13 protein-coding genes and 1 tRNA gene are annotated in these 12,030 nt (G+C 72.3%); 4 read left to right on the top strand and 10 right to left on the bottom strand.

The window, feature by feature from the left end; genetic code table 11:
- Nucleotides 1–44: 44 nt before the first annotated feature.
- On the bottom strand, nucleotides 45–1,364 hold the full coding sequence (locus ACO06A_RS00850; protein ID WP_421734284.1) for an ABC transporter substrate-binding protein: 1,320 nt from the start codon (nucleotides 1,362–1,364) through the stop codon (nucleotides 45–47).
- A 351-nt stretch (nucleotides 1,365–1,715) separates the two neighbouring features.
- On the opposite strand from ACO06A_RS00850, the gene ACO06A_RS00855 reads away from it, so the two are divergent.
- From ACO06A_RS00855 to ACO06A_RS00865, 3 genes are read left to right on the top strand one after another with little or no spacing between them, the layout of a single operon-like run.
- Nucleotides 1,716–2,747, top strand: coding sequence for a LacI family DNA-binding transcriptional regulator (locus ACO06A_RS00855; protein WP_421734285.1), 1,032 nt, complete (start codon nucleotides 1,716–1,718; stop codon nucleotides 2,745–2,747).
- A gap of 40 nt (nucleotides 2,748–2,787) precedes the next feature.
- Nucleotides 2,788–3,774 carry a phosphotransferase family protein gene (locus ACO06A_RS00860; protein ID WP_421734286.1) on the top strand — a complete coding sequence of 329 codons (987 nt, stop codon included), beginning with the start codon at nucleotides 2,788–2,790 and terminating at the stop codon, nucleotides 3,772–3,774.
- Complete coding sequence (locus tag ACO06A_RS00865) at nucleotides 3,771–5,198, top strand: MATE family efflux transporter (RefSeq protein ID WP_421734287.1); 1,428 nt, start codon at nucleotides 3,771–3,773, stop codon at nucleotides 5,196–5,198. Before ACO06A_RS00860 ends, ACO06A_RS00865 begins: the two co-directional genes overlap by 4 nt.
- Here the strand turns inward: ACO06A_RS00865 and ACO06A_RS00870 are convergent.
- From ACO06A_RS00870 to ACO06A_RS00890, 5 genes are all read right to left on the bottom strand, one after another.
- The gene (locus tag ACO06A_RS00870; protein WP_421734288.1) at nucleotides 5,121–5,957 is read right to left on the bottom strand and encodes a glycosyltransferase family 2 protein; all 837 of its coding nucleotides are present in this window, start codon (nucleotides 5,955–5,957) and stop codon (nucleotides 5,121–5,123) included. The two genes, ACO06A_RS00865 and ACO06A_RS00870, sit on opposite strands and share 78 nt — an antisense overlap.
- 233 nt (nucleotides 5,958–6,190) lie before the next feature.
- Nucleotides 6,191–6,263: transfer RNA gene (locus tag ACO06A_RS00875), tRNA-Ala, on the bottom strand.
- A 71-nt stretch (nucleotides 6,264–6,334) separates the two neighbouring features.
- Nucleotides 6,335–7,033, bottom strand: coding sequence for a histidine phosphatase family protein (locus ACO06A_RS00880; protein WP_421734289.1), 699 nt, complete (start codon nucleotides 7,031–7,033; stop codon nucleotides 6,335–6,337).
- Nucleotides 7,030–7,419, bottom strand: a complete 390-nt coding sequence (gene rsfS / locus ACO06A_RS00885) for a ribosome silencing factor (RefSeq protein WP_175345669.1) — start codon at nucleotides 7,417–7,419, stop codon at nucleotides 7,030–7,032. The genes ACO06A_RS00880 and rsfS overlap by 4 nt, the downstream gene beginning before the upstream one ends.
- A 19-nt stretch (nucleotides 7,420–7,438) precedes the next feature.
- Complete coding sequence (locus ACO06A_RS00890) at nucleotides 7,439–7,708, bottom strand: hypothetical protein (RefSeq protein WP_421734290.1); 270 nt, start codon at nucleotides 7,706–7,708, stop codon at nucleotides 7,439–7,441.
- Nucleotides 7,709–7,748: 40 nt separating this feature from the next.
- Between ACO06A_RS00890 and ACO06A_RS00895 the strand changes: the two genes are divergently transcribed.
- On the top strand, nucleotides 7,749–7,982 hold the full coding sequence (locus tag ACO06A_RS00895) for a hypothetical protein (RefSeq protein ID WP_421734291.1): 234 nt from the start codon (nucleotides 7,749–7,751) through the stop codon (nucleotides 7,980–7,982).
- A 772-nt stretch (nucleotides 7,983–8,754) separates the two neighbouring features.
- On the opposite strand, the gene nadD is transcribed toward ACO06A_RS00895, so the two are convergent.
- Genes nadD through ACO06A_RS00915 form a run of 4 tightly spaced genes read right to left on the bottom strand, consistent with a single transcriptional unit; the run spans nucleotide 8,755 to nucleotide 12,029 of the window.
- Entirely contained in the window at nucleotides 8,755–9,366 is a 612-nt protein-coding gene (gene nadD, locus ACO06A_RS00900; RefSeq protein WP_421734292.1) for a nicotinate-nucleotide adenylyltransferase, read from the bottom strand.
- 26 nt (nucleotides 9,367–9,392) lie between these two features.
- Nucleotides 9,393–9,545: a hypothetical protein gene (locus tag ACO06A_RS00905; RefSeq protein ID WP_175346295.1), complete on the bottom strand. Its 153-nt coding sequence runs from the start codon at nucleotides 9,543–9,545 to the stop codon at nucleotides 9,393–9,395.
- 55 nt (nucleotides 9,546–9,600) lie between these two features.
- Nucleotides 9,601–10,911 carry a glutamate-5-semialdehyde dehydrogenase gene (locus ACO06A_RS00910; RefSeq protein WP_421734293.1) on the bottom strand — a complete coding sequence of 437 codons (1,311 nt, stop codon included), beginning with the start codon at nucleotides 10,909–10,911 and terminating at the stop codon, nucleotides 9,601–9,603.
- On the bottom strand, nucleotides 10,908–12,029 hold the full coding sequence (locus tag ACO06A_RS00915; protein WP_421734294.1) for an LLM class flavin-dependent oxidoreductase: 1,122 nt from the start codon (nucleotides 12,027–12,029) through the stop codon (nucleotides 10,908–10,910). Before ACO06A_RS00915 ends, ACO06A_RS00910 begins: the two co-directional genes overlap by 4 nt.
- Between the last annotated feature and the right edge of the window lies 1 nt (nucleotide 12,030).

Genomic DNA, 12,030 nt, shown 5'->3' on the forward strand with positions numbered 1-12,030 from the left:
CGGGCGGCGGAGACGTGTGCTGGCCTCCGCCGCCCGCCCTGAGGTCACCCCATGGCGAACTCGACGGTCTGCTGCGCCTGGTCGAGCTCGGCCTTCGGGTCCGCGCCGTTGAGGATGTTGGTGATGGCGACGCTGACGGCGTCACGACCCTCGTAGTAGTAGGCACCCGTGTTGTTGCTGGGCACCTTCGCGGCGAACTTCAGCACGTCGGCGTAGATCGGCTGCCCGCCGTAGAACGCCTGCGGCTCGTTGTAGACGTCCGACTCGCCCGCCGGGAGCCAGTTGGCGAGCGCCCCGGACTTCGGGAGGATCGTGTCGTAGAACTCGGTCGAGCCGGCGAACGTCGCGTCGAGGAAGTCGGCGGCGAGCGCCTCGTTGCCGTTCGGGGTGATCGCCCAGGACGAGCCACCGTTGGCGGTGTAGTTGGTGGCGCCGTCGACGCCGTCCAGCTTCGGGACGTTGGTGACGGCCCACTTGCCGGACTGGTCCGCGGCCGACTGGATCGAACCGGAGATCCACACGCCGTTGACGACCCCGGCGGTGTTCGAGTTCACGATCGTGTTGATGTACTCGTCCCACGAGTTGACCTCGACGAAGACACCGGCCTTGACCAGCTGCCCGTACATGTCGATGGCGGCCAGCAACGCGTCGTTGTCGGTGATGGTCGGCTTGCCCTCGTCGTCGAAGAGGCTCGCACCGGCGCTCTGCAGCATCATCATGATCGTGTCGGCCGAGTTGGCCTGGCCGGTGAGCAGCGGCTTGCCCGTCTTGGCCAGCACGTCCTTGCCGAGCGTGAGGAACTGGTCCCACGTGATGTCGGTGAAGTCGTCGACCGTGTAGCCGGCCTGCTCGAGGATGTCCGTCCGGTACGCGCCGATCGCGGCCCCGTTGTCGAACGGCACGCCGTAGTTGGTGTCGTCGACCGTGGAGTACGCCACGACGGACTCGGGGAACTCGCTGAAGTCCACCGTGGAGTCGGCGAAGTTGGCGAAGATGTCCGGGTAGTTGATGACGTTCTTCTGGAACGCGTTGTTCTGCATGAGGAAGATGTCGGGCAGCTGGTCGGTCTCGCCCGACTGGGCCAGCGTGGTCAGCTTGGTCTGCAGGTCGTCCCACGGCGTCTCGACGATGTCGAGCGTGAAGTCCGGGTGGTCGGCCTGGTAGACCTTCTCGGCTTCCTGGAGGGCGTAGATGTTGAACGCCGGGTCCCAGGCCCAGACCGTGAGGGTGTTGTCGCCGGTGCCACCGCTCGCGCCAGTCGTCTCATCCCCGCCCGAGCCGCCGTCTCCGCCGCTGCAAGCGGCGAGGGCGAGGCTCAGCGACAGGACTGCGCCCAGCGCGCCGAGCGTGCGTGTCTTCTTCATCGGGTGATCCCTTCGTGCTGTTGGTCGTCCGTGGACCGCCGTCGGCTCTCGCCGAGCCGCCGGCTCCCGCTCGCCCTCCGCGACGTCGCGGCGGGTGGGCGGGACAGGTCGACTGTGCTGTGTGGAGGTCGTGCGCCGTGCTGAAGGTCAGGCGGTCTACCAGCTCTGCGCCGTGGGGTCTGGTCTGCATCGACCACGAGAAACATCTGTGTCGCTCGACCCTGTCCGGCTTTTGGTGACGTCACCATAGCAGCGCCAAACGGCTCGTTATGCGACGCTTTGGTAACGGTCTGCTGTGCACGTTCGCCAGATGGTGACGTCAACATCGTGAATCACCACTACCATCTCGCCATGACAACCGCGTCAGCACCTGGCCGCCGCCGCTCAGGTCCTTCGATCGGTGACGTCGCCCGTCTTGCCGGCGTCTCACCCCAGACGGTCTCGCGCGTATCGACCGGCGCCGACTCGGTCCGACCGAGCACCCGCGCCAAGGTCGTGCACGCGATGGACCAGCTCGGGTACTCCCCGAACCGTGCGGCCCAGGCGCTGCGGAACGGCACCTTCGGCGCCATCGGAGTGCTCTCGACCGGCTTCCAGCGCACCGGCGAGGCCCTCACCGTCGAGGCCCTGGTCGAGGCCGCCGCGCTCGAGGACTACTCGGTCACGCTCCTGCACGTGCGCAACCCCGCGCGGGAGAGCTGGGACAGCGCGGCGCACCGCATCTCGCACCAGGCCATCGACGGCCTCGTCATCATGCGGGCCGAGCAGGCGTCGCCGGCGACGCTGGCGCTCCCCGCGGGCATGCCCGTGGCGGTGTCCTTCTCCAAGTTCGCCGGCCACTACCCCACCGTCTCCGCCGACCAGGTCCAGGGCAGCGAGGACGCGATGCGCCACCTGCTCGGCCTCGGACACCGCACCGTGCACCACCTCGCCGGGCCGCGGGACTCGGAGCACGCCCTGGTGCGCAGCGGCACGTGGCGCCGCTGCCTCCTCGAGGCCGGGATCCGTCCGCCCGAGCCGGTGTACGGGGACTGGAGCGCGCACGACGGCTACGAGGCGGGGCTACGGCTCGCGGCCGACCCCGACGTCACCGCCGTGTTCTGCGCCAACGACGAGATGGCGCTCGGCCTCGTGCGGGCGCTGCACGAGGCCGGTCGCCGCGTGCCCGACGACGTGTCCGTGGTGGGCTTCGACGACATCGCCGTCGCCGGCTGGACCTCACCGCCCCTGACGACCGTCCGGCAGGACTTCCACGCCATCGGCCGCGCGCTCATCACCCTCGTCCTCGGTCAGCTCCGGTCGAGGTCCGTCCCACCGCCGGCTCTGACGGTCGTCCCCACGGAGCTCATCGTCCGGGCGAGCACTGGACCCCCTCCACGCTGAACCCAGGCCGCACATCCCGCCGCACGACCATGAGGACTCGATGGAGAGCATCACGAAGAACCGCCAGACGCCCGCGACGCTGCGGGCGATGGTCGAGCGGGCCTACGGCGCCGAGCAGGTGCCCACGGGCGAGCCGGACACCTGGCTGGAGGAGCTGGGGCACGGCTGGTTCAACGTCGCCTACCGGATCCTGCTGCGCGACGGCCGGGCCGTGGTCGTGAAGATCGCGCCGCCGCGGGGGGTGCCCGTGATGCCCGCCGAGCGTGGCGCGATGCGCATCGAGCTCGACGCGCTGGCGCTGATCGCGGCACGCACCGACGTCCCGGTCCCGCACGTCGACCACGCCGACCTGAGCCACGAGCTCGTCGACGCCGACTACTTCTTCATGCCGTTCGTCGACGCCGAGAACTTCGGCATCGTCACCGACGGCCTGAGCACCGAGCGGCGCGACGCGTACAACGAGGCGCTGGGCGCTGCCAACCGCGAGCTGAACTCGATCCGCGGGAGCTGCTTCGGACCGCTCGCCGGCCCGGGTGACCCGTCGTGGCGGGTCGTGTTCACCGGCCTCGTCGAGGACGTCCTGGCCGCCGGGGAGGCCCGCAACGTCGACATCGGCCGGGACTACGACGAGATCCGCAAGGTGGTCGCCCTGCACTCCGACGTCCTCGACGACGTCGTCGAGCCGAGGTTCGTCGAGTGGGACCTCTGGGACTCCAACGTCATGGTCCGCGACGGCCACATCGTCACGATCATCGACCACGAGCGCGCCCTGTACGGGGACCCGCTGATGGAGGCCGGTTTCGCCGGCACCTATCTGTCCGACTTCGGCGACCCGAGCGCGTTCATGCGCGGCTACGGCCAGGAGCAGCTCACCCCGAGGGAGCAGACGCGCCGAGGCCTGTACTGCCTGCACCTGGTCGTGATCATGGCGATCGAGACCGTGTACCGCGGACACACGACACCCACCCAGTACGACTGGGCATGCAAGCAGATCGACACGATGATGCGCCTGCTCACTGAGCCGTGAGCACCCGCACGCTCGATACCGCCGCCCTGGGCGAACGGCCCGTCGGGCGGCTGCTGTGGCACGCCTGCACCCAGACCACCATCGCGGTCGGGGTCTACGGGATCTACGCGCTGACCAACGCCTGGTTCGTCGCCCGCGGCGTCGGGACGACCGCGATGGCGGCGGTCAACCTCGTCGCCCCTCTGCTCCTGGCGCTGGGCGCGGTCTCGACCGCCGTCGGCGTCGGAGCAGCCTCGGTCGTCTCGCGGCACCTCGGCGCCGGCGACACGAGCACCGCCGCACGCGCCGCCGGGAACGCCTTCACCGCGTTCTGGGCCACCGCCGTCATGATCACCGTGCTCGGGCTGACCGGGCTCGAGCCGCTCCTGCGGCTGCTCGGCGCCCACGGCGCGACCCTCGGCTACGCACGCGAGTACGCCCAGATCATCCTGGCCGGCGCGATCGTCTCGACCGGGTTCTCCAGCCTCGTCCGTGCCGAGGGTCGGATGCGGTTCGCCACGATGCTGTGGGTCGTCCCCGTCGCCGTCCAGATCACCCTCGATCCGCTGCTCATCTTCGGCCTGGACCTGGGCGTCCGTGGAGCCGCCCTGGGAACGGTCGGAGGCCAGACTGTCTCCGCCGCCATGAGCATGTGGTTCTTCTTCGCCCAGCGGCACCGGCCCTACCGCGTCCGCAGGTCCGACCTGCGTCCCCACCTCCCCACGGTCCGCACCCTCGTGGGCATCGGCGCCCCCTCGTTCCTCGCCGGCTTCGGCGCCACCCTGCTCGTCGTGGTCGTCAACACCTCGCTGTCCCGGGTGGCCGCCGCCACCACGGCGCTCTCGGCGCTCGCCGCTTTCGCGATCTGCTCCCGCATCCAGACGTTCGTCGCGATGCCTCAGCTCGGCATCAGCCAGGGGATGCAGCCGATCGTCGGGTACAACGCCGGTCGCCGGCTCGCCGCGCGCGTGCGACGCGCCCGGACCCTGTCGCTGCGCGCCACCCTCGTCTACAGCACCGTCGCCGCGGGCTCCGTCGCGCTTCTCGCCGAGCCCATCACCGCCGCCTTCGTCGACGATGCCGCTGTCCGCTCCGAGTCCGTCGACGCACTGCGCATCCTGGCCATCGGGTTCGCGGTCGCCGGCGTCACACCACTGGTCTCCGCGTACTTCCAGGCCCTGGGCAGACCCCGACCGTCCTACGTCATCGCCGTCGGAACCCTCCTTCTCGTCAAGGTCCCGCTCGTGCTCGCCCTGGGCCGCACCGGCCCCACCGGCACCTGGACCGGCCTGGCCGCGGGCGAGCTCCTGTCCGCGGGCATCGCGCTCCTGGTCCTGCGCCGCCTGGACGTCCCCGCCATCCGCGAATCAGCTTCGGCGGACGGCGATCCGGACGGCCGCGGCCATGCCGCCGTCGCCGTACGTGACCTCCCCGACGAGAAGTGACCGGTCCGCGGCGACGAGGTCTTCCCACCGACCGGCGGCATCCATGGCGCGGGCCTCGAGCGCCAGCAGCACCTCCCGCAGGTGTCGCTCGAAGACGGCGCGGTGCTTGTCGACGAGCCGGCCGTAGAGCTCGAGCCGGGAGTCCATCGAGCGGACGTTCGCGGAGGCGGGCGCTGTCCGGTACTCGATGAGCGGTTCCGGCACGACGGTGACGTGCCCACCGTCGCCGACGAGTGACAGGAAGAAGTCCCAGTCCTCGAACCCGCTGCGCATGTCCTCGTCGTACCCGCCGCACGCACCCCAGGCCTCGCGGCGGAACACCGCGGTCGCCGGAGAGGCGTTGCGGTGCAGGAAGTCGACCGCCGACCCTCCGCCGGGCCGCACGACCGCGTCGATCACCCCGTGCGCACGCAGCCACGACGACGCTGCGACTGCGCCGGGGTCGCCCTCCAGGACCGCGGCCGTCCGCTCGAGGAACGTCGGCGCGAGGCGGTCGTCGCCGTCCAGCACGGCCACGAGGTCGGTCGCCGCAGCGGCGATCCCCGCGTTCCGGGCCGCGCTGACACCCCGGTTGGACTGACGCAGCACCCTGACCCGAGCGTCGCGGCGGAGCCGCTCGATGACGTCGACCGACTCGTCGTCGGTCGAGCCGTCGTCGACCAGGATGACAGCATCCGGCACGCGGGTCTGGCGCAGGACCGACTCGACCGCGTCGGCGACCAGTCCGCCCTGGTCGAACGCGGTCACGATCACGCTCACGCTCAGCACGCCTCATGCTGGCATGCGAGAACCGACTCCGGGCCCGGACATGCCCCCGGGACCAGGTCGGTGTCATGCCACCAGGTGTGCGGCACTGCCTCCACGACGCGACGGGTGGACCGCGACCGCTGCAGCGACGGGAGAATGGAACGACAAGTGTCACCAAACGTCCAGAGGCCACGTCAGGCTCCTGTGTTCAGGATCCCGGCGTGGCCTCTGACCAGCACTTTCGGTGGAGCTGAGGGGATTCGAACCCCTGACCCCCTGCATGCCATGCAGGTGCGCTACCAGCTGCGCCACAGCCCCGCGACCCCCCGAGGGGGATCACTCACGCCCGGAGGCGCTCGGAGAGTTTAGAACGAACGCGGGCCCAAACGCTAATCGGGGTCCCGGGTCTCGGCATCGGCGTCGGACTCGTGCGTGGTGTCCGGTCCGGCGTTCCAGTCGCTCGACGCGTCGGTCGGCCCGAGGTTGTACCCGACCATGCGCCACGGGGGCGCGAAGTCGCCGCGGGTGGCGACGAGCTCGGTCCAGTGGACGTTGAGCATGCCCGTGAAGCCGTGCCAGTCGGTGGGCATGCCGAGCAGGTCGCCGACCGCGCAGCTGATCGCGGAGCCGTGCGAGACCACGACGAGCGTGTCGTCCGCGCCGAGCGCCTCGGCGTGCTCGAGGATCCCCTCACGCACGCGCCGCGCGACCTCCGCGCGGGTCTCGGCGCCGACGCCCTCGGGCTGGCCTCCGGCTCGCCAGACGGCGAACTCGTCGGCCCAGTCCCGCCGCAGGTCGTCGCCCGTGAGGCCCTCCCACAAGCCGAAGGCGCGCTCGCGCAGCCGCGCATCGACGACGAGGTCGAGGCCGGTCGCTCGCGCGAGGAAGCCCGCCGTCTCGTGCGCGCGGCTGAGGTCCGACGTGACGATGCTGGTGGGCTCGTGCCGGGTCAGCAGCCGGGCGGCCGCCGTGCGGGCCTGCCAGCGGCCGACGGCGTCCAGCGGGATGTCGACCTGACCCTGGAGTCGCGCCTCGGAGTTGTACGCGGTCCGGCCGTGCCGGACCAGGAGCAGTCGCCCCGCCGTCACGCGTCGGCGCCCTCGTCGGTCCCCCGCGCGTCGGCGGGGAGATCGATCACGGGGCAGTCCTTCCACAGCCGCTCGAGGGCGTAGTACACCCGGTCCTCCGCGTGCTGGACGTGCACCACGACGTCGCCGAAGTCGACGAGCACCCAGCGCCCGGCGGCCTTGCCCTCGCGCCGGATCGGCTTGGCGCCGAGCTTGTACAGCGCCTCCTCGACGGCGTCGACGATCGCGCCGACCTGCCGCTCGTTGGTGCCGGAGGCGATGAGGAAGACGTCGGTGAGCACCAGCTGCTCGCTGACGTCCAGCGCGATGATCTCCTCGGCCTTGATGTCGGACGCGGCACGAGCGGCCGCCAGGGCCAGCTCGATCGCTCGTTCGGTCGCAGCCACAGGTCTCCTAGGTTCGGGGTCAGACAGGTCCGGCCGAGAGGCCGGTCGTGGAGTGGGTGACGGAGACCGCGGCCGTGGAGCCGGGGTCGTCGTCCGTCGTGTTGCCGAGCAGGAGCACGATCAGGAAGCCCAGGACGAACGCCACCAGCGCGAGCACGATGAGGTGCAGCCAGGTGTACGGGTGCCGGGGGCGCTCCTCGTCGTCCTCGTCGTCGTAGTCGTCGTCGTCGTCCCGCGCGGCGCCGTCACGCACGGGGTCCGGCCGACCACCCAGGGGCGCGGCGAACACGGGTGCCGCAGGCTCGCCGCCTGCTCGGGGCGCCGGGACCGTGCCGGACGACAGCCCGGTGGGCGCCCACGAGCCGGGCGCTGCCTCGGGCGCCGTGCCGGTGGGGGCAGGTGCGGCGGACCAGCTGGGCTGGCCCGCCGGCTGCCCGGGACGGCTGGTCGCCGGCGCCGGCGCGGCGGACGGCGTGGGCTGCCAGGCGGCAGGCGCTGAAGCGGCGGGCTGCTGCTGCCACGGGGCGGGCTGGGCGGTCGGAGGCGGGACCGCGGCAGGCTGAGCGCCCCACGAGCCCGCGGAGGCTGGCGTTCCGCCGGCCCAGCTGGGCCCGTCGCGGCGCGGCGCCGGCGCGGGTGGCGACTGCGGGGTCGAGGTCGCCCGCTCCTGCGGGGCCGGGCGGCTGGCAGGGGGCGTCGGTGCCCAACCCCCGGTGCTTCCCGGTGCAGCGGGACCGGCGGGCTCGGCGGAGCGCTGGCCCCACTGAGCGGGAGCCGTCGACGCCGGTGCGGGGCGTGAGGTGGCGGGGCTGCCGGACGTCGCTGCCGCGGGACGAGAGGCGGCCGGCGATGCCGGAGCCGCGGGGCTGGGGCGCTGGGCCGGCGGCGCGCTGGGCGCCGGCGCGGCGGGACGCTGTGCAGCGGCCGGTCGTGAGGTGGCGGGCGCACCGGTGGGCGGCGCCTGACGCGGCGGGGTCGCAGCGGGTGCGGCAGGACGACTGGGGGCGGCGCTCGGCGCGGGCGCCGACCACGTCGGGGTGCCCGCGCCCGACGTGCCGGGGCGAGCGCTGGTGGGGTCGAGGGCGGTGTCGCGGATGGACCGACGGGAACGGCTGGAGTCGGTGGGCTGCGGCGCGGTGGGAGCGGTGCCGCGTGCGGGCGTGTCCTCGCCCCCCACTCCGCGCATGGCTCGGCGGGACACCGGGCCGGCCGCACCGGCGCCACCCGGAGTCGCCGGACCTGCCGCAGACCCGGCGTCGGGTGCGGCTGCCGAGACGTCGCCCGTCTCGGGGTTGCGATGGAGCTCGCGGCGACGACGCCGCTCTCCCGGTTCACTCATGACTGACCTCGATACAACCTGTGCTTGGCGATGTACTGGACGACCCCGTCGGGGACGAGGTACCAGACCGGCTGCCCGGCGTGCTCACGTGCGCGGACGTCGGTCGAGGAGATCGCCAGGGCGGGGACCTCCAGGACGTGGACGCGATCGCCGGGGAGCCCGTCGACCGACAACGCGTGCCCGGGGCGGGTGACCGCCACGAACTGCGCCATCGAGAAGAGCTCCTCGGCATCCTTCCACGTCAGGATCTGCGCGATGGCATCCGCACCTGTGATGAAGAAGAGTTCGGCGTCCGGGCGGGCCGTCTTGAGGTCGCGCAGGGTATCCACGGTGTACGTCACACCCGACCTGTCCACATCCACCCGGCTCACGGTGAATCGCGGGTTCGACGCGGTGGCGATGACGGTCATGAGATACCGGTGCTCAGGGGTGGTGACGTCCTGGTGGAGCTTGAACGTCGGGCGGCCGGTGGGGACGAAGACGACCTCGTCGAGGTCGAACCGGGCGGCGGCCTCGCTGGCCGCGACCAGGTGACCGTGGTGGATGGGATCGAACGTGCCACCCATCACACCGATCCGGCGCGGGATCGAGCGTGGCGGTTCCGTCATCGGTCCGGTCCCTGACTGGTCGTCGGTCAGTGGCGCGTCCCGACGCTGCGGAAGGCGAACGTGATCAGCAGCATCGCGACGAGGCCGACGAACGCGCCGATGCCGAACACCACGGGCGGGAAGGGGAGCTCGTTGCCGTGCTCGGCGGCCTCAGCAGCGGCGATCAGGGCAGCATGCACGTCGTTCCTCCAGGGGTGGTCGAGAGCCAACAGTGTCGCACGAGGGACTGTGCCCTCAGGGTCGGACGTGCCCGTCGCCGTGCACGATCCACTTGGTCGTCGTGAGCTCGCCGAGGCCCATCGGCCCCCGTGCGTGCAGCTTCTGCGTGGAGATGCCGATCTCGGCGCCGAGGCCCAGCTGACCGCCGTCGGTGAACCGCGTCGAGGCGTTCACCATGACCGCCGCCGAGTCCACCTCCGCGACGAACCGCTCGGACGCCGCGAGGTCCCGAGTGATGATCGCCTCGGTGTGCCCCGAGCTCCACGTGCGGATGTGCTCGAGCGCCTCGTCGAGCGAGTCCACCACGCGCACGGCGAGGTCGAGCGACAGGTACTCGGTGGCCCAGTCCTCGTCCGTGGCCGGCACGCAGTCGACCTCGTCGGGGGCGAGCGCGAGCGTCGTCTCGTCGCCGTGGATGGTCACGCCCTCGTCGGCCAGCATCGCGAGGGCGACCGGGAGGAACTCGTCGGCGACCGCTTGGTGCACGAGCAGGGTCTCGGCGGCGTTGCAGACCCCGACGCGCTGCGTCTTGGAGTTGAGCAGGATCGGGATGGCGACGGCCAGGTCCGCGGTCTCGTCGACGTAGACGTGCACGTTGCCCACCCCGGTCTCGACGACCGGCACCGTGGACTCGCGCACGACCGTCTGGATCAGGTCCGCTCCCCCGCGGGGCACCAGCAGGTCGACCAGGCCGCGGGCGTGCATCAGCGCGACCGCGCCCTCCCGGCCCCACGCGTCGATCGACTGCACGAGTGCGCCGGGGAGCCGCTGCGCGACGAGCGCCCCGGACAGGACGCCGACGATGACCTCGTTGCTCGCGGCCGCGGCCGAGCCGCCGCGCAGGATCACCGCGTTGCCGCTCTTGAGCGCCAGCCCGGCCGCATCGACGGTGACGTTCGGGCGCGCCTCGTAGATCATGCCGACGACGCCCATCGGCACCCGCACCTGGCGCATCCGCAGGCCGTTCGGCAGCGTGGAGCCGCGGACGACCTCCCCCACCGGGTCGGGCAGGGCGGCCAGCTCGCGCAGGGCGTCGGCGATGGCCACGATGCGCTCGGGGGTGAGCGCGAGGCGGTCGAGCAGCCCCGCGGACGTGCCGTTCGCGCGGCCACGCTCGAGGTCGGTCGCATTGGCGGCGACGATCTCGTCGGTGGCCGCCACGAGGGCGTCGGCCATGCCGCGCAGCGCGGCGTCCTTGGTGGCGCGGGTGGCGGTGGCCAGGGCGCGCGACGCGACCTTGGCCCGCTCGGCGACCGCGCGGACCTGCGCGACGACGTCCGAGGTCTCGACGGCGTCCTGCACCGGCTGGTCGAGCGAGGTGGTCATCGAACCAGGGTAGTCCCGGTGCCCGCGCCCTCCCGCTCGGCGACGCCATGGTGGACGAGCGGGATCACGTGCTCCCCGAACTCGACCGCGTCGGCGATCAGGTCGTAGCCGCGCAGCCCGAAGATCTCGAAGCCGAGGTCGACGTAGTCCAGCAGCGCCTCGGCCACGGTCTCGTACGAGCCGACCAGCGCGGTCGCGCTCGTCGGCAGCCCACCCGCCCCGGCGACCGTGGGCGTCCACAGGGCGCGGTCGTGCCGCTCCCCCGACGCGGCCAGCTCGGCCAGCCGCAGGTTCGCGGTGTTCTCGGGCAGCCTTCCGGGCTCCCGGGGCGCCTCCGTGAGCGTCCGGACGGTGCGCGGTGCCGCGAGCTCGTCGATCCGTGCCCGGATCGCGCGCGCCTTGGCCCAGGCCTCGTCGTCGGTCGGCGCCACGATCGGGCGGAACGCGATCTGGAGCCGTGGGGTCGGACGCCCGGCCGCCGTCGCGAGCGACGAGAGCAACGCCACCTGGTCGGCCGTCGCGGCGAGGGGCTCACCGAAGAACGCGAACACGTCGGCGACGCGCGCACCGACCTCGAGGGCCCGTCGCGACGCCCCGCCGGCCGAGAGGCCCGGGCGGTGCGACGACCGCGCACGCAGGAGGAAGTCCTGCGTGCGGTAGAACGGCCCGGCGTGGCTGAACGGCGCGTCGGACGTCCACGACCGGAGCAGCACGTCCGCGTACTCGCCGAGCCGGTCGTAGCGCGCGTCCTTGTCCAGGTCGTCGCCCTCGGCCCGTTGGTCGCTGGTCAGGCCGCCCGCGATCAGGTGCACGGTCACCCGGCCACCCGAGGCGGTGTCGAGCGTCGCGAACGTCTTCGCCGCGAACGTCGGCGCCGACACGTTCGGCCGGTGCGCGACCCGCAGCCGGATCCGGTCGGTGTGCGCGGCCGCCCATGCCGCGGCCTGCGCCGGGTCGGGCCCGTCGGAGGCGTACGGGAACAGCACGTGGTCCCAGCCGTGCTGCTCGTGGGCGCGAGCGATCTCTCGTGCGTAGCCCGGGTCCCACACGGGTCCGACGAGCGGGGTGGTCTCCGTCGACGGGTTGCCGTAGCCGGCGCCGAGGAACTCGACGGGCACG

The organism is Cellulomonas sp., assembly GCF_965229465.1.
Taxonomy (GTDB): domain Bacteria; phylum Actinomycetota; class Actinomycetes; order Actinomycetales; family Cellulomonadaceae; genus Cellulomonas.